At 67.7% G+C, this 18146-nt stretch carries 19 protein-coding genes; 12 read left to right on the top strand and 7 right to left on the bottom strand.

Annotation, left to right across the window (positions count from 1 at the left end; translation table 11 throughout):
• Positions 1–3: 3 nt before the first annotated feature.
• Positions 4–1077, bottom strand: coding sequence for a GNAT family N-acetyltransferase (locus EZE58_RS17745; protein ID WP_009375172.1), 1074 nt, complete (start codon positions 1075–1077; stop codon positions 4–6).
• Between the two features lie 172 nt (positions 1078–1249).
• Between EZE58_RS17745 and fdxA the strand changes: the two genes are divergently transcribed.
• From fdxA to EZE58_RS14290, 5 genes are all read left to right on the top strand, one after another.
• Entirely contained in the window at positions 1250–1570 is a 321-nt protein-coding gene (gene fdxA / locus EZE58_RS14310) for a ferredoxin (protein ID WP_009375174.1), read from the top strand.
• Positions 1571–1574: 4 nt separating this feature from the next.
• Positions 1575–2687 carry a succinyldiaminopimelate transaminase gene (gene dapC, locus EZE58_RS14305; protein ID WP_009375177.1) on the top strand — a complete coding sequence of 371 codons (1113 nt, stop codon included), beginning with the start codon at positions 1575–1577 and terminating at the stop codon, positions 2685–2687.
• Positions 2688–3046: 359 nt separating this feature from the next.
• Entirely contained in the window at positions 3047–4330 is a 1284-nt protein-coding gene (locus EZE58_RS14300) for a citrate synthase (protein ID WP_101624852.1), read from the top strand.
• Positions 4331–4947: 617 nt separating this feature from the next.
• Positions 4948–5937, top strand: a complete 990-nt coding sequence (locus tag EZE58_RS14295; protein WP_167560782.1) for a hypothetical protein — start codon at positions 4948–4950, stop codon at positions 5935–5937.
• Positions 5937–6725 carry a hypothetical protein gene (locus EZE58_RS14290; protein ID WP_167560781.1) on the top strand — a complete coding sequence of 263 codons (789 nt, stop codon included), beginning with the start codon at positions 5937–5939 and terminating at the stop codon, positions 6723–6725. Before EZE58_RS14295 ends, EZE58_RS14290 begins: the two co-directional genes overlap by 1 nt.
• Before the next feature lie 316 nt (positions 6726–7041).
• Here EZE58_RS14290 and dapD read toward each other — a convergent pair whose 3' ends face one another.
• Positions 7042–7986: a 2,3,4,5-tetrahydropyridine-2,6-dicarboxylate N-succinyltransferase gene (gene dapD, locus EZE58_RS14285; RefSeq protein ID WP_063250945.1), complete on the bottom strand. Its 945-nt coding sequence runs from the start codon at positions 7984–7986 to the stop codon at positions 7042–7044.
• Between the two features lie 43 nt (positions 7987–8029).
• Between dapD and dapE the strand changes: the two genes are divergently transcribed.
• From dapE to EZE58_RS14255, 6 genes are all read left to right on the top strand, one after another.
• Positions 8030–9313, top strand: a complete 1284-nt coding sequence (gene dapE / locus EZE58_RS14280) for a succinyl-diaminopimelate desuccinylase (RefSeq protein ID WP_167560779.1) — start codon at positions 8030–8032, stop codon at positions 9311–9313.
• Positions 9314–9318: 5 nt separating this feature from the next.
• Positions 9319–10206: a TIGR00730 family Rossman fold protein gene (locus EZE58_RS14275; protein ID WP_063250943.1), complete on the top strand. Its 888-nt coding sequence runs from the start codon at positions 9319–9321 to the stop codon at positions 10204–10206.
• Complete coding sequence (folP, locus tag EZE58_RS14270) at positions 10203–11096, top strand: dihydropteroate synthase (protein ID WP_009375191.1); 894 nt, start codon at positions 10203–10205, stop codon at positions 11094–11096. The genes EZE58_RS14275 and folP overlap by 4 nt, the downstream gene beginning before the upstream one ends.
• A 30-nt stretch (positions 11097–11126) precedes the next feature.
• Positions 11127–11390: a DivIVA domain-containing protein gene (locus tag EZE58_RS14265; RefSeq protein ID WP_051995470.1), complete on the top strand. Its 264-nt coding sequence runs from the start codon at positions 11127–11129 to the stop codon at positions 11388–11390.
• Between the two features lie 3 nt (positions 11391–11393).
• Complete coding sequence (locus EZE58_RS14260; protein ID WP_009375195.1) at positions 11394–12629, top strand: hypothetical protein; 1236 nt, start codon at positions 11394–11396, stop codon at positions 12627–12629.
• A gap of 118 nt (positions 12630–12747) precedes the next feature.
• Positions 12748–12918: a DUF3117 domain-containing protein gene (locus tag EZE58_RS14255; protein WP_009375197.1), complete on the top strand. Its 171-nt coding sequence runs from the start codon at positions 12748–12750 to the stop codon at positions 12916–12918.
• 161 nt (positions 12919–13079) lie between these two features.
• On the opposite strand, the gene EZE58_RS14250 is transcribed toward EZE58_RS14255, so the two are convergent.
• Both EZE58_RS14250 and EZE58_RS14245 read right to left on the bottom strand, forming a co-directional pair.
• On the bottom strand, positions 13080–13718 hold the full coding sequence (locus EZE58_RS14250) for a class I SAM-dependent methyltransferase (RefSeq protein WP_009375199.1): 639 nt from the start codon (positions 13716–13718) through the stop codon (positions 13080–13082).
• Between the two features lie 32 nt (positions 13719–13750).
• Positions 13751–14089, bottom strand: coding sequence for an MGMT family protein (locus EZE58_RS14245; RefSeq protein WP_009375201.1), 339 nt, complete (start codon positions 14087–14089; stop codon positions 13751–13753).
• Between the two features lie 55 nt (positions 14090–14144).
• Here EZE58_RS14245 and EZE58_RS14240 point away from each other — a divergent pair, with 55 nt between their 5' ends.
• Complete coding sequence (locus EZE58_RS14240) at positions 14145–14618, top strand: twin-arginine translocase TatA/TatE family subunit (RefSeq protein WP_063250942.1); 474 nt, start codon at positions 14145–14147, stop codon at positions 14616–14618.
• A gap of 147 nt (positions 14619–14765) precedes the next feature.
• Here the strand turns inward: EZE58_RS14240 and EZE58_RS14235 are convergent, their stop codons facing one another.
• The 3 genes from EZE58_RS14235 to EZE58_RS14225 all read right to left on the bottom strand — a co-directional run bounded on the left by EZE58_RS14235 (position 14766) and on the right by EZE58_RS14225 (position 18145).
• The gene (locus tag EZE58_RS14235; protein ID WP_063250941.1) at positions 14766–16211 is read right to left on the bottom strand and encodes a polysaccharide deacetylase family protein; all 1446 of its coding nucleotides are present in this window, start codon (positions 16209–16211) and stop codon (positions 14766–14768) included.
• Positions 16212–16481: 270 nt separating this feature from the next.
• Positions 16482–17612 (bottom strand): Mrp/NBP35 family ATP-binding protein, encoded by a 1131-nt coding sequence (locus EZE58_RS14230; RefSeq protein ID WP_009375206.1) that lies wholly within the window; start codon positions 17610–17612, stop codon positions 16482–16484.
• Positions 17609–18145 (bottom strand): DUF1003 domain-containing protein, encoded by a 537-nt coding sequence (locus EZE58_RS14225; protein ID WP_009375208.1) that lies wholly within the window; start codon positions 18143–18145, stop codon positions 17609–17611. The genes EZE58_RS14230 and EZE58_RS14225 overlap by 4 nt, the downstream gene beginning before the upstream one ends.
• Position 18146 lies beyond the last annotated feature (1 nt).

Below are 18146 nucleotides of genomic sequence, written 5' to 3'. Positions count from 1 at the left end.
GGCTCAGGCCTGCTTCGCGTACCAGCACCGGTGGCGCACGCTCGCGCCCAGCGACGTGAAAAGCCCGAGCGACGCCTCGTTGGCCGCTTCGACGTCGACGAGGTAGGAGCGGACTCCGCGCTGGGCGAGCAGGGCTGCGGCAGCCCGTGCGACCGAGCGTCCGGCTCCGCGCCGACGCAGGTCGGGGCGGGTGACGAGGTTGGTGATGACGCCCCACTTGCTCCGTTCGACGACTCGGCACGTCGCGACCATCGTCCGCGAGCCGTCGGGATGCTGAGCCCACGCGGTGACGAACTGGCATGGGTCATCGGTCTCGATGAGCGCCCGGAAGGCGTCGATCGAACCGGGGTCGCGCTCACTCGTCCAGGCAGCGAAGTGGAGGTCACTCGGCGTCTCGGTGACGTCGATGGACAAACCGGGGGCGGCCGCCTCGGCGGGGGCACCGGCACCGGCGGCCGCCTCGGCGGTGGCACCGGTGAGGAGGTACACGGTCTCTGACGGGGAGTATCCCCGCTCGGACAGGAGCGGCCCGAGACCCTCGCACTCCGGGGCCAGGGTCGTCGAATCGTCGGCCGAGTAGATCTGGACGACCGCGGGCCGCTCGCGGGCGGCGTACCACGCCTCGACCGCGTCGAGCGTCTCGGACCAGCCCAGCCCGGACTCGGTCACGGGCAGGGCGCTGTTGGCGCGGCGGGTGGTCGATTCGGAGCTGCGCAGGAGCCAGCCCTTCTGGAGCAGCCCCACCTCGGCGGGGGAATCGCTCGACTCGTTGCGGAGATTGTCCGCGTGGAGCCACGAGACGTCGGACGGCAGCCACGCCGCCGCGGAGATGCGACGGAGGTCGACTGCGGAGACGATCTCATGGGTGCGACCCGACCGGGTCGGGGCCGGCGGGACCTCGTGGACGAGGAGGATGAGGCCGCGCTCGATCCGCACGGGACCGCGCTTCGTGTCGATGACGACGCCGGACTCGTCGACGGAGCTGACGACACCGAGGGCATCGGAGGTCGCATGCGTGTCACCCGGGGTGAGCGCATAGCGCACCACCACTCGTCTGCCTGGCGAGAGCTCGTCCACACCGCTCCTTCCGATTCCGCTGTCCCAGACCACATTAGAGCAGGTGGGCTCGGCCGCGGGGGAGGCGTGACCAATGCAACGAGGATCACGTGTCACGGTGGGAGACTGGGGACGCGTTCAAGGCGTATGGTGGAGATCATAGATCAGCTGAGTCTCCCGAGGAGCACAACCCGTGACGTACATCATCGCCCAGCCCTGCGTCGACGTGAAGGACAAGGCCTGCATCGACGAGTGTCCGGTCGACTGCATCTACGAGGGGGAGCGGAGCCTCTACATCCACCCCGACGAGTGCGTCGACTGCGGTGCCTGTGAGCCGGTGTGCCCCGTCGAGGCCATCTACTACGAGGACGACGTCCCCGAGGAGTGGTCGGAGTACTACAAGGCCAACGTCGAGTTCTTCGACGACATCGGCTCCCCGGGCGGCGCTGCGAAGCTCGGCAACACCGGCAAGGACCACGCGATCATCTCCGTCCTCCCGCCGCAGAACGGCTGAGGCGGTGGCGCCTCGCCTCGGGCTCGACCTGCCCGACTACCCCTGGGACAAGCTCACCGAGTATCGGGCCCGCGCCGCCGAGCATCCCGGCGGGGTCTGCGACCTCTCGATCGGCACCCCCGTCGATCCGACGCCCGCAGTCATCGAGGACGCGCTGGCCGCGGCGAGCGACGCCCACGGATATCCGACGACCGCCGGGACCGATGAGCTGCGTGCCGCGATCGCCGGGTGGTATGCGACGTGGCACGGGGTGAGCGTCGACCCGGCCGCCGAGGTGCTGCCGACCATCGGGTCGAAGGAGTTCGTCGCGTGGCTGCCCACCCTCCTCGGCCTGCGGCAGGCCGGACTGTCCGTGGCCTGCCCGCACGCCGCGTACCCCACGTACGAGATGGGGGCGAGGATCGCCGGGGTCGACTGTGTGCGCCTCGACGCCTCCGAGATCGTCGCCGGCGCTCCGCTGACGGGCATCGGCCTGCTCTGGCTCAACACTCCCGGCAACCCGACCGGCGCGGTCCAGGATGCCGAGACGCTGGCCGAGGTGGTCCGCCGTGCCCGTGAGGCCGGAGTCGTCGTCGCCTCCGACGAGTGCTATGGCCTGCTCAACTGGACCTCCGACGAGCCTGCTCCGAGCATCCTCTCGGTCACCGACGGCGACCACTCCGGGGTGCTCAGCGTCTACTCGATGTCGAAGCAGTCGAACCTCGCAGGCTACCGTGCCGCCTTCGTCGCCGGCGACGCAGCGCTCATCGACGATCTCACTCGGACGCGCAAGCACGCGGGGATGATCGTCCCGGCACCGATCCAGGCGGCGATGATCGCCGGGCTCACCGACACCGCACACGTCCTCGAGCAGAAGGAGCGCTACCGCGCCCGCCGGGATCGGCTGCGCCCGGCACTCGAGTCCTACGGATTCCGCATCGACCACTCGGAGGCCGGACTCTACCTCTGGGCGACCGCCGGTGTCGACTGCTGGGAGTCGATCGGGGCACTCGCCGATCTCGGCATCATCGCCGGACCCGGGGCCTTCTACGGCGACGCGGCAGCGCAGCATGTGCGCATCGCCCTCACCGCCACCGACGAGCGGATCGCCGCGGCTGCGGACCGGCTCCTCGCCTGAGGCGCGCCGTCTCGGGCAGGCGATTGCTCAGCAGTGTCTGGTGCCTGCGGCTCGGCTGAGGCACGTGCCCCGGGTGGAGAAGCTGCCATCGTCACAGGCAAGGACACCTGTCGCCCCACCTCGGCGGGGAATGATCCCGATCAGGATCGGGACTGGTCTGAGAGGGATGCGCCGAGGTGCATAGGAGCAGTGCGGAATTCGTCACACCCGCATCGGATCCCTGAGCCCGACGCTTGTTACTGAGCAGTACAGACAGGGCACAGTGATTTTTCGATTCCCCCGCAAGTGGGTAGTCTTTGAGGGAACTGTGCAAGACGCCTCAGGAAGTTCTTGAGGTGGGTCGACGGTGAGGAGAACATATGCCGACCGAAGCGAATCTCAGGATTGCCGAGACGGATCTGGCACTGCCAGAAGTGCCCGCGACAGCAGGCAACGACGGATATCGCATCGGCTCCCTGCTCAAAGACACCGGAGCCGTGACCTACGATCCGGGATTCGCCAACACCGCGTCCACCTCGTCGTCCATCACCTACATCGACGGTGATGCCGGGGTGCTGCAGTATCGGGGCTACCCGATCGAACAGCTGGCAGACAAGTCGAACTTCGTCGAAGTCTGCTACCTCCTCATCCACGGTGAGCTGCCCACTCAGGAGCAGTACGACGCCTTCGATGCGCGTCTGCGCAAGCACACCATCGTCCACGAGGATCTGCGCCGGTTCTTCCGGGCATTCCCCTACGATGCGCATCCGATGCCCATGGTTGCAGCTGCGGTCGCCGCTTTGTCGACTTTCTACCAAGATGACCTCGATGTCTTTGACGAGGATCAGATCGACACCTCGTCGTTCCGGCTGCTCGCGAAGATGCCGACGATCGCCGCTCTCGCGCACCGGAAGAACATGGGCCTGCCCGTCATCCACCCGGACAACTCGCGCAGCCTCGTGGAGAACTTCCTCCGCGTGAACTTCGGCGTCCCCGCCGAGCCGTACGAGCCGGACCCGCTCGCGGTCAAGGCGATGGACCAGCTCTTCATCCTCCACGCCGATCACGAGCAGAACTGCTCGACGGCGACCGTGCGTCTCGTCGGGTCCTCGCAGGCGAACCTCTTCCAGTCGATCTCGGCCGGCGTGAATGCCCTGGCCGGACCGCTGCACGGCGGCGCGAACTCGGCGGTGCTCGAGATGCTCCAGACGATCGCGGCCTCCGACGACGGTCCGAAGAAGTTCATGGAGCGCGTGAAGAACAAGGAAGAGGGCGTGCGCCTCATGGGCTTCGGCCACCGGGTGTACAAGAACTACGACCCGCGCGCGAAGATCATCAAGAAGACCGCCGACGAGGTCCTCGCCCGCTCCGGCGGCGACCCGCTGCTCGAGCTCGCCGTCCAGCTCGAGGAGATCGCGCTAGCCGACGACTACTTCGTCGAGCGCAAGCTCTACCCCAACGTCGACTTCTACACCGGCCTCATCTACAAGGCGCTCGGCTTCCCGACGAACATGTTCACCGTGCTCTTCGCCGTCGGGCGCCTCCCGGGCTGGATCGCCCAGTGGCGCGAGATGATCAAGGACCCGGAGACGCGCATCGGCCGTCCGCGCCAGGTCTACACCGGCGATGTGTCCCGCGACTACACGGATATCACCGATCGCTGAGCGAAGCTCCGGCGATCGCTGAGCTGGAACGGCGGCGGCGACCGCTGAGCTTGGCGAGCACCGTCGACCACTGAGCGTCTCCGTCCCGAGCGGCCCTCCGGGCGCTCGGCCACCCTGCGAACGGTGGCTGAGCACCCGGAGGGCTGCTCGCGTATTCAGCAGCCACACGCCGCACCTCGGGCTGCAATTCGCGCCCGCAGCCGCACGCCGCACCTCGGGCAGCAATTCGCACCCGGAGCCACACGCCGCACCTCGGGCAGCAATTCGCGCCCGGAGCCACACGCCGCACCTCGGGCAGCAATTCGCGCCCGCAGCGTTATACCCGCGGCGTAACTCGCTGAATCGGACCGTTGGCCGCAAATCATCCCCGTGCAACTGGAGGTTTTGTCGCTGCGGGGGTGGGATGCAGAATGCGCTCGCCGAGGCGGTGGTGCGTCTGTATGCCGATCATCGTCTCCAGTGGGTCCACGGTGAGGTAGGTGTCGTGTGAACATCCGATTAGGGGCGCAGGGTCGATGGTCGGAGGCCGAAGCTCGGGTCGCCTGTTAGCATATGAATAGCGAGTATGTCCAACAAGTATTCACCGACTTCGTGGGTAGAAAGTTGTGAGGGGTGCAATGGTCGTCGATGCAGTCAGCGCTCTGCGTGAACTGGACTTCGAAATCGCCGCCGGGGCCAACCGTGGCTCGTGGCGTGTGCGCGGCCCTGAGGGAATCTGGTTCGAAGTATCGCCAGCACCGGCGGTGCCGCATCTGGACGCTCATACTGTTCGCAGCTATACGGCTCATCACGAATGGAGCGGCGGTGTGCTCTTTGTTGCCGAATCCGCGACGGAGGGAATCATCGAACGCGCGGAGTCCGGAGAACTCGACATTCTCACGACTGCCCCGATACGACTCATCCATTCGGGGATCACCTATTCGGTGCACACAGCCGCTACGACGGACCACCGGAGCGAAACACCGAAGCGCGCGCGTCCAGCGTGGACCCGCTGGGCTCTCATACGCTACCTGCTGCTCAACGATGCTCCTGCGCGACAATCTTCGATCGCGGACGTTCTCGGCGTCAGCCAGCAGGCCGTGTCGAGTGCGCTCAAGATGCTCGGACCATTCGTCGACGATGCGGGTGATGGCGTCTATGCCATGGATCGCCAGGGACTGCTGCGACTGTGGATTGATGAGTACCTCGGACCCGGCGGTCAGGAATTCGGGTGGTTCAGTCTGGATCCGATTGTTCAGCAGGTCGCGCAGGCCAGAGAGATCTTCCATTTCTTGGACCAGACGATCTTGGTCGGCGGCGATGTCGCGGCAGACGTCATTGCTCCGTGGAAACTGCCGACCACTGGTCGAATCTACACCGAGGCTCCCATCGACCTCTCCGAGGGAGGATTTGTTCCGGCACCATTGGACGAAGCGACCCTCATCATCACTGTGCCTCGCGACCCGACGATACTCAGATTGGGGTCGGTCCGACCATCAAGCAGTGAAACCGGCGGACTGCCGGTGGCGGATCCGCTGATCGTGATGTGGGATCTTCTCCATAGCGGCAGTGTCGACAGCGGACCGGCTGCGGACAAGATCGCAGAAGTGGTCGTAGAGCGACAATGATGAGTGAAATCATCAGAATAGAGGCGCATGCCGGGAGCAACGCGGACTCGCTCGGCTACATGGGGCAACAGGCGGTCGCCCAAGCTGTCGACGGTGACACGCCGTACCGGATCATCGGCGGCCATATGGTCAGACTTCTTCTCCATGTGTATCCCACCTCGAACGCAACCCTGCGATCCACGATTGATGCCGACGCAGCCGTCGACGACATCGAAATCGTCGGCGACATAGTGGATGGTCTCTGCGCCCAGGATTTCAGTCAAACAGGCGGAAACGTCCTGAAGAAGGCTGTGAACTCCGAGCAGAATATCGAAGTCAACCTGCTGGTCTCCCGCCGCGGAAGCTCGAAAGGCATCCGGTCGGAGTGTGCGCCCGGGGTCGGGCAGGTCGATACCCTTCCGGAACTCGGATTCGCCCTTGACCAGCCGCCCCTCGACCTGGAAGTATTCGCGACCCTGTTCGACGGTTCGACGATCGAGTACCGAACGCGGATACCAGGGCTTGAGACTGCAGTCGTGTTGAAGGCCCATAGCTGGAAAGCACGGGGACTGCGGTCTGACCGTGACCTCGCAGACCTCCACTCGCTCATGGAGATCCGCGAGGAGCATCCGCACACAGCGTGGGGGCTCTCGTCTCCTGGTCTCATCGGGTTCCGAAAGGACACTGCGAGAATCCTCCACGAAGCGGCAGGAAAACTCACCAAGAGGACGAGCAATCTACCTGTGCCGTACGACCTGGACCGAGTGCGTATGGCAGCTTTGATCGCCCGGCATGTATCCCGCCCGTAGCTGAGACGCTTCGCACTTGCGTCAGTAGAAGAACTGTCCTCAAATGCTCGCTGAGGCGATGGTCGAACGAACAACCCGAAAAACGCTCGGCAACCTCTCGGGCATGACGACTCCGGGCTGGATAGCCGAAGGGCGCTCAGCAACCTGACGACAGGTTGCTGAGCGCCCTCAAGGCAGCTGTGGTGCGGGGTCTGCGAACCCGCGTATCCTCGGCGGAAATCGCCTTATCGCACCGTTGGCCGCGAATCATCCCGGTGCAGCGGGAAGTTCTATTGCTGCGGGGGTGGGATGCGGAACCCCGCGCCTCGCCGAGCTCTCAGTGGAGGTCGGGGTTGAGCTCGATGCCCTTGGCCGAGCGGGCCAGTGCCTCGACGGCACCGGTCACCGAGTTGCGGCGGAAGAGGATGTTGTTCGCGCCGCTGAGCTCGGAGGCCTTGACGACCCGCTCGTCGTCGCCCAGCACCGTGACCCGGGTACCCGCGGTGAGGTAGAGGCCGGCCTCGACGATGCAGTCATCGCCGATCGAGATGCCCACGCCCGAGTTCGCACCGAGCAGACTGCCCGAGCCGATCGAGATGCGGTGGGTGCCGCCGCCGGAGAGCGTGCCCATGATTGAGGCACCGCCGCCGACATCGGAGCCGTCGCCGACGACGACGCCCTGCGAGATGCGCCCCTCGACCATCGCCGAGCCGAGGGTGCCGGCGTTGAAGTTGACGAAGCCCTCGTGCATGACCGTCGTCCCGGAGGCCAGGTGCGCGCCGAGGCGGACCCGGTCGGCATCGCCGATGCGCACACCCGAGGGGATGACGAAGTCGGTCATCCGCGGGAACTTGTCGAGGCCGAAGACCGCGACGGGGCCGCGGGCGAGCAGCCTCGTTCGGGTGGCCTCGAAGTCCTCCGGCGAGCATGCGCCCGCCGAGGTCCACACGACGTTGGCGATGTGGCCGAAGATGCCGTCGAGGTTGACATCGTTGGGCACGACGAGGCGGTGGGAGAGCGCGTGGAGACGGAGGTAGACATCGGCCGCCGAGGCGGGCGCCTCGTCGAGGTCGATCGTCGTCGTCACCACGGACGTCGTCGTCCCGCGGGCGGGATCCTCTCCGGTGAGCGCATCGAGTCCGTCGTCGGCGGCGCGGGCGGTCGCTGCCGCCTCGGCGTCGGCAGGGTCGTCTCCCGTGCTCAGGGCCGGGTACCAGACGGAGAGGACGGTCTTCTCATGCAGCGTGGCGAGTCCACGCGCGGAAACGATGCGTTGTGTCATGCCTGCCAGCCTAGTCGGTGACCGCGGTACTAGGCTAAGTCGTATGACTGCTCATCCACCTGCTGAGACCGCCGCCGCATTCGTCCCCGACGGCGACCTCGGGCAGTATCTGCTCTCCGCGCTCGACGATCCCGCGGAGCTGACTGGCCGGCTGTGCGCGATCGAATCCGTCTCCGGCAACGAAGGTGCGATCGCCGAGGCGGTCGTCACCGTCCTCGAGGCGATCAGCGCCGGTGACGGCCCCGATCTCGAGATCCTCCGCGACGGCGACACGATCGTCGCCCGCACCGGCTTGGGCCGGCCGGAGCGCATCGTCATCGCCGGTCACCTCGACACCGTCCCCGTCGAAGGCAACCTCCCGCCGAGGCGGCTCACCGGTGACGTGGGCCAGACCCCCGAGTCCGGAGCAGGGAGCGGAACCGACAGCAGTGCCCCGGAAGACGAGGCCCCGGCGGGCGGTGCACCGACGGAGGACGCACGTGAGTCCGGCGCCTCGGAACGTGACCAGGCCGCCGGTGAGGAGATCATCTGGGGCCGGGGCGCCTGCGATATGAAGGCGGGGGTGGCGATGCAGCTCGCCGCCGCCTCGGCGCTGCGGAACCCGTCGCGCGACGTCAGCTGGGTCTTCTACGACCACGAGGAGGTCGATGCCGCCCTCAACGGCCTCGGCCGGGTCGCCCGCACCCACCCCGAGTGGCTGGCCGGGGACTTCGCGATCCTCGGCGAACCGTCGAATGCGAGCGTCGAGGGCGGCTGCAACGGCACGATCCGCGTCGACGTCACGACCACCGGTGTGCGCGCCCACTCGGCCCGCGCGTTCATGGGAGTGAATGCGATCCACGCCGCCGCCGAGGTGCTCACCCGCCTCGACGACCACGTCTCCGAGACCGTCACCGTCGACGGCCTCGACTACCGGGAGTCGCTCTCCGCGGTGGCGATCAGCGGGGGAGTGGCAGGCAACGTCGTGCCCGACGAGTGCCGCATCTCCGTCAACTACCGCTTCGCGCCCTCGAAGTCCGCCGCCGAGGCCGAGGGCTTCCTCCGCGAGCTCTTCACCGGCTTCGACGTCGTCGTCACCGACGCCGCCGAAGGCGCCCGCCCCGGACTCGACCGCCCCATCGCCCAGGACTTCCTCGCCGCGCTCGGCGCGGAACCGTCGGCGAAGCTCGGATGGACCGACGTCTCCCGGTTCAGTGCGCTCGGCGTCCCGGCGGTGAATTTCGGTCCGGGCAACCCGCTGTACGCCCACAAGTCAGACGAACATGTCAGGGTCCGGGAAGTGGAGGACGCGACCCGGACTCTCATCGACTACCTCGAGAAGGGATGAGCGCGATGGCGAACGACACCGATCCCGCACCGACGACCCGCACCGAGGAGCGCGAGCCCGTGGAGACCAGCCCGGACGAGAGCGGCCCCGACCAGCCCAGCCCCGACCAGCCCGCAGCCGACACCACCGACGACGCGACCTTCTACAGCAAAGGTCCGCTGCGCCTGCGCGGCTCCCAGGTGCCGACGACGACGACCGATCAGCGCCTCCTCGAGTCCCGGGGACCCTCGAACTGGGTCCATGAGGACCCGTGGCGGGTGATGCGCATCCAGGCGGAGTTCGTTGAGGGCTTCGGGTCGCTCGCCGAGGTGGGCCCGGCGGTCTCGATCTTCGGCTCGGCCCGCCTCGGCGCCGGAACCCAGGCGTACGAGGATGCGCGGGAGATCGCCCGGCGGCTCGCGGAGAACGGGAATGCGATCATCACCGGCGGGGGACCGGGGATCATGGAGGCAGGCAACCTCGGCGCCACGGAGGCCGGGGGCGTGTCGATCGGACTCGGCATCGAGCTGCCCTTCGAATCGGGGCTCAACGACCACGTCGAACTCGGGGTGAACTTCCGGTACTTCTTCGTCCGCAAGACGATGTTCCTCAAGTACTCCCGCGGATTCGTCGTCATGCCAGGTGGCTTCGGCACCCTCGACGAGCTCTTCGAGGCGTTCACGATGGTCCAGACCGGCAAGGTCACGTCCTTTCCCATCGTCCTCTTCGGCACGAGCTACTGGCGGGGGCTCGTCGACTGGATGGCGAGCACCCTGATCGGAGAGGGCACGATCTCCCCGAAGGACCTCGACCTCTTCACGCTCACCGATGACATCGACGAGGTCGTGGCCACGATCGGTCCGCCCGGGACGATCCCCGACGCCCCCGTCGACGGCACCGGCCCCGAGCAGTGAAGGACGGCGCCGAGTCCCGCCCGACGCGGTTCGCGCTCACCGACGCCCGCGCCGGGGCCCCGGTGATCATGGCTGTGGTCAACCGGTCGACCGATTCGTTCTACGAGTCCGCCGCGACCCTCGAGGCGGCGCTGAGGGCCGTCGACGCCGCCGCCGAGGCGGGTGCCCGGATCGTCGACATCGGCGGGGTCCGTGCGGGGCGGGGTCGGGAGATCTCCGTTGCCGAGGAGATCGAACGCGTCGTCCCCGTCGTCGAGGCTGTGATCCGGCGCCGTCCTGACCTCCTCATCAGCGTCGACACGTGGCGCCATGAGGTCGCCGAGGCGGTCTGCGCCGCCGGTGCCGGCCTGCTCAACGACACGTGGGCCGGTGCGGATCCGCTCGTCGCCGAGGTCGCGGCCCGCTTCGACGTCGGCCTCGTCTGCTCGCACACCGGGGGTCTGTCCCCGCGCACCGACGCCCACCGCAGCCGCTACGGCCTCACCGCCGCCGACGTCGTCGACGAGACCCTGAGCGGTGTGGTGGCCCTGGCCACGGCTGCCGAGGCCGCCGGAGTCGACCCGACCCGGATCGTCATCGACCCGACGCCGGACTTCGGCAAGAACTCCTACCATTCGCTGCGGCTGCTGCGCGACCTCGGCCGTTTCGCCGAGACCGGTTACCCCGTGCTGCTCGCGATCTCCCGGAAGGACTTCGTCGGGGAGGCGATCGGCGAGGTCGGACCCGCCGACCGGCTCCACGGAACGATCGCCGCGACCGCGCTGGCCGTGGAGAGGGGAGCGGCGATCATCCGCGCCCACGACGTCACCGCGACCGCCGACGCCCTGGCCGTCACGCTCGCCGTCACCGGGGAGGGTCCGGCCAGGCATACGGTCCGCGGCCTCCGCTGAGACCTCAGGCCGATATGCGAAGATGGCCTCATGCCATTGTGGATTGTCATCGGGGTCGCCGCTGCGATCTTCGTCCTCGTCATCGTCCTCGCCGCGTCCTTCGATCTCTTCTCCGCCGAGGCCGCCGAGGAGTCCGATGCCGTCGCCGCCCCACTGCCCGAGGGTTTCACCCTCGCAGACGTCGACGAGCTGCGGTTCCGTCCGGCGCTGCGCGGCTACCGGATGGACGAGGTCGATGAGGCGATCGGTCGGCTGCGGACGCGGATCAGCGAATTGGAAGCCGCGCAGAACTAGGCGATGAGCACCTCCCCAGACCTCCCCGGCATCACCATCCTCCCCGAGCTCTTCAACTCCTCCCGCCTCCACCGGGCAGGCGTCGTCTTCCTCACCCTTCCGCTCTGGGTGCAGGCGCTGAGCGTCTACATCGCCTCGCGGATCGTGAGCATCGCGATCTTCGCCGCGGTCCTCCGTCGCCAGGATCCCGCATACTGGTCCTCGAGCCCGGTCGAGACGACCCTCGGCGACTTCCTCAACTTCTGGGATTCCGCGTGGTATGCGCGCGTCGCGACCGAAGGCTACCCGGCGGTGCTGCCGGTCGATGAGGCCGGGCGGGTCGCAGAGAACACGTGGGCGTTCTATCCGCTCCACCCGGCGATCGTCAGTGCGATTGCCGACCTCACCGGCCTGAGCTACGAGGTGATCTCTCCGCTCGTGTCCACGGTCGCCGCGGGCCTCGCCGCGATCGTCGTCCTCGCGCTCTTCCGGAAGTTCGTCCCACCCGGGCAGGCGCTCACGGCGCTCACCTTCGTCATGGTCTTCCCGCCGGCCGCGGTGTTCTCCACCGGGTACGCGGAGTCGCTCACCCTTCTCCTCCAGGCCCTCGCGCTCCTCCTCGTCGTCGAGCGCCGCTACCTCATGGCCCTTCCCGTCGTCGTCCTCATGGACCTCTCGCGCCCGATCGGCGTCGCCTTCTCCTTCTTCCTCCTCTTCCACCTCATCGACCGCTTCCTCCGCCGTCGGACCGAACCGTATCCGCCCTCCGAGGTCATCCGATCGTGGACCCTCGGTGTGCTCTCGTGCGCCGCCGCGCTCATCCACCCCGTCCACGCGTGGATCGTCACCGGGTCGATGACGGCCTACACCGACACCGAGGCGGCCTGGCACACCGGGACGTCGACCTACCTCGTCCAGTGGCTGGCCCAGGCCAACAGCCTCGTCGGTCCCTTCGGGCCGCTCCTCCTCATCGGCGTCGTCGCCGGCATGGTCGCCCTCATCCTCTCCCCGGCAGGGGCGCGGATGGGCAGGACACTGCAGCTCTTCTGCCTCGCGTACGGGATCTACCTGCTCATCTTCTTCACCCCGCAGACCTCGACGCTGCGCCTGCTCCTGCCGCTCTTCCCGCTCGCACTCACCCTCTCAGCCGTCCGTTCGCGCGGCTACCGGGTCGCGGTGATCGTCGCGTTCATCCTCCTCCAGATCGTCTGGGTCGGATACCTCTGGCACTTCACCCCGCCCTCGGATCTGCCGCCGTGATCGGGTCGTTTCGCGGCGATGTCCCCGCTGAGGACAGGATCGTGGAATAATCGGATCAATACGGTTGGTCCGTTCCGCACGGATCGGCTCTGTTCAATCGATGGAAGGAAGCGCCCACATGGCAGCTCAGAAACCCCGCACCGGCGACGGACCTCTGGAAGTGACCAAAGAAGGCCGAGGCATGGTGATGCGGCTTCCTGTCGAGGGCGGCGGGCGACTGGTGATCGAACTCAGCGCCGATGAGGCGACGGCTCTCCACGACACGTTGGCGGAGACGCTGGGCATCTGAGTACGAGTGGACCGCGCAGCGGCAGAGACGTTCGTCTCTGCCGCTTCGTCATTCACAGAATCGCTTCGTCATCTGCGGGGCGGTTTCGTCATCCGCGAGGCTATTTCGTCATCCGCGGGGCCGCTTCGACATCCGCGGGGTCGGCGGCGCGACCCGTGTCATCACTGCCAGGTCTTCTGCAGCGTGAGCAGACCCTCTCCGATGGGCAGGAGGACGCGGTCGAGCCGTTCCTGGTCGCCGAGTCGGCTGAGCAGGGTGCGCGCCGCGGTCGTCCGTGGGGAGCGATCGACGGGATCGGCGACGGCGCCGGAGAGCAGCGTCTGGTGGAGGACGAGGAGTCCGTGGGCGTCGAGGAGGCGCAGCGCGGGTTCGATCATCCGCTCGAGCCCGACCGGGTCGATGTCGAGGAAGACGAGGTCGTAGGCGCTCGGGGCGAGGCGGCCGAGGACGTCCTCGGCGCGTCCGCTCATCAGGCGCAGGCGGCCGGGGCGGATGCCCGCGAGGTCGATGAGGTCACGGGCCGCGCCCTGAGCAGTGGAGTTCGTGTCGATCGAGGTGAGGATGCCGGCGTTGGGCATGCCCCGCAGCAGGGAGAGCGTCGCCGTTCCCGTGCCGGTGCCGACCTCGACCGCGGCGACGGGGCGCAGCAGACGCGCCATGAGCGTGAGCGCCGACGAGGTCGTCTGTGAGACAGGCGTGAGCCCGTACTCGTGGGAGAGGGTGCGAGCTGCGTCGAGGAGCGCATCCGGTCCGTTGTACTGCTCGGAGAACGTGACATCACCGGCATGCTCGCGTGACAATCGACCCTCCTCAACCGCTGCTGTTCCGTATCTCAGTCTAACTGCTCGCCCGGGTCGCGCCCGTGTGCCGACCACAGCGCGTCGAGCTCCTCGAAAGTGATGAACGCCGAGGTGAGCGCCTTGTCATGACGATGAGCGGTGCCCTCGTCCTCCCACTTCTCCCGGGCGCGCCCGAGCAGCGGGTCGGGCAGCCGCCCAGCAGCGTTGATCACCCGCCACCATGTGACGTTCGACCCGTACTCCTTCATCACCCGTCCGACATACCGCGGCGAGCAGCGCGCGACGAGGCCGACGGTGCCGTAGCTGACCACGCGACCGGAGGGGACGAACTCGACGATGCGCAGCACCCGCTCGACGACGACGTCGTCCATTCACCCTCCCTTCATGTGAGTCCACCTGGGAGGAGCCTACTGCGGGGAGGTTAGAATGGAGATCATGTTCATGGGCATCAATGGGACCGAGATGGTCATCCTTGTGATCGTCGCACTCGTGGTGATCGGGCCCAAGCGCCTCCCCGAATACGCGCAGAAGCTGCGGGACACCGTCCGCCAGCTCCGCCGCATGGCCGAAGGCGCGAAGGACAACGTCAAGCGGGACTTCGGCGACGACTTCAAGGACGTCGACTGGCAGAAGCTCGACCCCCGCCAGTACGATCCCCGCCGCATCGTCCGCGAGGCCCTCGTCGAGGAGGACTCGGCGATTCGCGAGGCCAAGCGCCGCGAGCAGGGAGGCAGCGGCGCCGCACCGGCGGCGGCTGCAGGTACGGCAGCAGCCGCATCGACGGCAGAGGACACGTCGGCGTCTGCGGCAGCGCCCCCGTCGCCGATCGAACGGTTCCAGGCCCAGTACGCCAAGCGCGACCGCTCGGCCCCGGCCCCCTTCGACGCCGACGCCACCTGAAATTCGCGTCACATTCTGCACGGCTCCGCCAGAGCCGACGCCACCTGAGCCTCGCGCCACGACCTCACCGGACCCGCCGACGCCGACGCGACCTCACCGGACCAACCAACTCCACCTGATTCACGCCGCGCGTGCAACCGGTGCCGGTCAGTTCCTGCGCACCTCGGGATGTTCGGGGTTCGAGCATAGCTTCGTCGCATATCCGCGGCAGAAGTACTCCGCACCCTTCTCGAGCCGCTGGTCGCCGAAGAGCTCGCTCACCGTCACCGGGTAGAAGCCGCGGTCGAGGACGGTGCTGAAGACGTCCGGGGCGGCATCGACGGTCGAGGGGTGGATCGAGTGCATGAGGACGACCGACCCCGGCTTCGTCTGCGCCCTCACTGCGTCGACGACCTTCCCCGCGTTCTTGCTGCGCCAGTCCTCGGTGTCGACGTCCCACATGATCGCCGGATGACCGAGCGCCTTCGCCGTCGCCTTCGTCAGCGCCCCGTAGGGCGGACGGACGAGGTTCGGCTTTCCGCCGCCGGCGGCTTCGATGTCCGCGTCGGTGTCCTCGACCTGCCTGCGCACAGTCTCGGGGGACTTCTTCGACATCTGCGGGTGGTCGAAGGAGTGGTTGCCGACCTCGTGTCCGGCCTCGGCCATCCTCCGGACGACGTCGGGACTGTGCCGGACGTTCTTGCCGAGGAGGAAGTACGTGAGGCGGACCTTCGCAGACTTCGCGGCCGCGAGCAGGCGATCCTCGACGTCGGGTTCGCCCGGTCCGTCGTCATAGGTCAGCGCCACGCACGGGAGCAGCGCACAGGAGAAGTCGGGGTCGCGGTCATCGGTGCCCTGCGGCAGGGACAGGGGAGTGTGGAGGGCGTCGGCGACCTGGAGTCCGAGATCGGTGAGTTCGTCGCCGCGCACCGATTCTCCGTCGAGCAGGAGCGCTCCCGAGTCATCGACGGAGATCGCGGAGTCCTCGATGTCGCCGGTGAAGAGCTCGGCGGCGTCGACGGTCGTGTCGGCGGAGAGGTCGGTGAGATAGACCCGGGTCGATCCCGCGTTCGGGCTCGCCGTGGGTCCCGCAGCGTCGGACCGGGTGACGGCGCTGAGGAGGAAGATCCCGCCCGCGGCGAGGACGCGATTGCTGATGTCGACGTCCGCGCCGGTGTCGGTGTCCTTCGGTGTCGATCCCGCCGAGGCGGTCGTCGCTGTCGTGAATGCCGAGGGGTCCCAGCGCAGCGAGGGGTCGGTGAGCACGGGGCTGAAGGCCTTGCGCCCGGCGAAGGCACCCGCGGCGTCGAAGCTGTCGAGGACGGCTCGCTCGGTCGCCTCGTTGAGTGAGTCCGCGCCGGGGATGCCGAAGAGATGCGCGTGGAGCTTCGGAGTCGAGGTCTCGTCGACGACGGCGTAGCTGCGCAGGCTCGCATCGACGGCGGCGAGATTGTCTCGGGCGTTCTTCCGGTGCGACTCCACGGTCGCCGAATCCGAGGCCTCATCGTCGCCGCGGGTCGTGCCGGTGACGACGCATCCGGAGACGAGGGCGAGTGCGGTCGACGCTGCGGTGAGCGCCGTCAGTCTGGACAGCAGTCGGGGAGTGCGCGTCAAATGGAGGTCCTTGCGGGGAGAGAGTGCAGATGGTCGGCGGGAATCCGCACATCCAGTCTAGGGGGCGCACGGCCGGGCGCTGCGCCGAACAATCCTGCGTTCTCGGACCGTTGCCACGGCTCTGACCTGGAACGACGTCTGCCTTGTAGTGAGAGTCCGCCCGTCGTCGCGGGTCGCAGATCACACGAGTGTTGCCCGATCGTTGCAGAGATGGGAGACGACCGTGACAGTCGGGGCTTCGGCTGCCGCTCTCCGGTGGGAGGCCTTCGTTCAGACGGGGCTGAGTCCCAGGGAGCGACCGGAGAGACCGCGGGTGCGCTGCGCGAGCCGGGTGGCGAGCGTCGTGAACGCCTGCGCCGCCGGGGACTCGGGGTCGGTGAGCACAACGGGGGTCCCGGCGTCCGAGCCCTCCCGCACCGCGGTGTCGAGGGGGATCTGGGTGAGCAGTTCCACCTCGGTGCCGGTGGTCGTCGCAAGGTTCCCCGCGACCGTGGCACCGCCGCCGCTGCCGAAGACCTCCATCCGGGTGCCGTCGGGCATCTCCATCCACGACATGTTCTCCACGACACCGGCGATCGGCTGCTTCGTCTGCGTGGCGATGGCACCGGCCCGCTCGGCGACCTGAGCCGAGGCCTGCTGGGGGGTGGTGACGACGAGGAGCTCGGAGTTCGGCAGCAGTTGCGCGACGGAGATTGCGATGTCGCCGGTGCCGGGCGGCAGGTCGAGGAGGAGGACGTCGAGGTCACCCCAGAAGACGTCGGTGAGGAACTGCTGCAGGGCGCGATGGAGCATCGGGCCCCGCCACACGACGGCCTGGTTGCCGGGGACGAACATGCCGATGCTCATCACCTTCACCCCGTGGGCGACCTGCGGGATGATCATCTCGTCGACGCGGGTCGGCTGACCGGAGAGGCCGAACATCGTGGGGATGGAGAACCCGTAGATGTCGGCGTCGACGAGACCGACGCGCAGGCCCTGCTTCGCAAGTGCCGCGGCGAGGTTCGCTGTCACCGAGGACTTCCCGACCCCGCCCTTGCCCGAGGCGATCGCATAGACCTTCGTCAGCGAATCGGGCTTGGCGAAGGGCACCTCGCGGCTGCCGCCGGGACCCTGGAGCTTCTCACGCATCGCCGTGCGCTGCTCGGGCGACATCGTGCCGAGCCTGACGACCACCTCGGTGACGCCGTCGACCTTGGCAAGCGCCGCCTCGGTGTCTCGGGTGATGGTGTCCTTGAGCGGGCAGCCGGCGATCGTGAGCAGCACGGTGACGGTGACCCTGCCGCCGTCGATGGTGACATCCTCGACCATGTCGAGCTCGACGATGCTGCGCCGGATCTCGGGATCGATGACCGTCGCCAGCGCCTGCCGCACGGCTTCGTCGGTCGGGCTCGTTCGTCTCATCCCTGTCCCTTCCTGTCGCGAGACTTCGACCCTACCTGCTCGTCCTTCCCGCTCTCTGAGCGTTCGTCCTCGAGCTCCTTGAGCAGATCCTTGAGCTCGGAGCGGATGAAGTCGCGGGTCGCGACCTCGCGCATCGCGATGCGCAGGGCGGCGACCTCACGGGCGAGGTACTCGGTGTCGGCGAGGTTGCGTTCGGCCCGCTGCCGGTCGTGTTCGAACTCGACGCGGTCGCGGTCGGCGCTGCGGTTCTCGGCGAGGAGGATGAGCGGGGCCGCGTACGAGGCCTGCAGGGAGAGGATGAGCGTGAGCAGGGTGAAGTTGAGCGACCGCGGGTCGAACTGGACGGACTCGGGCAGCAGCGTGTTCCACATCAGCCAGACGGCGCAGAAGACCGTCATGCCGACGAGGAACGCCGGGGTGCCCATGAACCGTGCGAACGCCTCGGCGCCGCGTCCGAACGTCTCCGGGGAGATCGCGAACCGGGGCAGCTTGCGTTTGGACGAGCGGGGGACGTCGAAGTCGTCGGTCGGCATG

The organism is Brevibacterium sp. LS14, assembly GCF_012027885.1.
Taxonomy (GTDB): Bacteria; Actinomycetota; Actinomycetes; order Actinomycetales; family Brevibacteriaceae; genus Brevibacterium; species Brevibacterium casei.
The sequence above is the reverse complement of the archived record's forward strand: the minus strand, read 5'-3'. Positions and strand labels throughout refer to the sequence as shown.

What these genes read in the sequence shown, in the direction of transcription:
- EZE58_RS14245 (WP_009375201.1), bottom strand. Translation starts at nt 14,089, where the DNA reads ATGGACGACGTCGTCGTCGAGCGGGTGCTGCGCATCGTCGAGTTCGTC.
- dapE (WP_167560779.1), top strand. Translation starts at nt 8,030, where the DNA reads ATGACTGCTCATCCACCTGCTGAGACCGCCGCCGCATTCGTCCCCGAC.
- EZE58_RS14265 (WP_051995470.1), top strand. Translation starts at nt 11,127, where the DNA reads ATGCCATTGTGGATTGTCATCGGGGTCGCCGCTGCGATCTTCGTCCTC.
- EZE58_RS14300 (WP_101624852.1), top strand. Translation starts at nt 3,047, where the DNA reads ATGCCGACCGAAGCGAATCTCAGGATTGCCGAGACGGATCTGGCACTG.
- EZE58_RS14295 (WP_167560782.1), top strand. Translation starts at nt 4,948, where the DNA reads ATGGTCGTCGATGCAGTCAGCGCTCTGCGTGAACTGGACTTCGAAATC.
- EZE58_RS14260 (WP_009375195.1), top strand. Translation starts at nt 11,394, where the DNA reads ATGAGCACCTCCCCAGACCTCCCCGGCATCACCATCCTCCCCGAGCTC.
- EZE58_RS14255 (WP_009375197.1), top strand. Translation starts at nt 12,748, where the DNA reads ATGGCAGCTCAGAAACCCCGCACCGGCGACGGACCTCTGGAAGTGACC.
- EZE58_RS14290 (WP_167560781.1), top strand. Translation starts at nt 5,937, where the DNA reads ATGAGTGAAATCATCAGAATAGAGGCGCATGCCGGGAGCAACGCGGAC.
- dapD (WP_063250945.1), bottom strand. Translation starts at nt 7,986, where the DNA reads ATGACACAACGCATCGTTTCCGCGCGTGGACTCGCCACGCTGCATGAG.
- EZE58_RS14230 (WP_009375206.1), bottom strand. Translation starts at nt 17,612, where the DNA reads ATGAGACGAACGAGCCCGACCGACGAAGCCGTGCGGCAGGCGCTGGCG.
- EZE58_RS14275 (WP_063250943.1), top strand. Translation starts at nt 9,319, where the DNA reads ATGGCGAACGACACCGATCCCGCACCGACGACCCGCACCGAGGAGCGC.
- EZE58_RS14240 (WP_063250942.1), top strand. Translation starts at nt 14,145, where the DNA reads ATGGAGATCATGTTCATGGGCATCAATGGGACCGAGATGGTCATCCTT.
- EZE58_RS14225 (WP_009375208.1), bottom strand. Translation starts at nt 18,145, where the DNA reads ATGCCGACCGACGACTTCGACGTCCCCCGCTCGTCCAAACGCAAGCTG.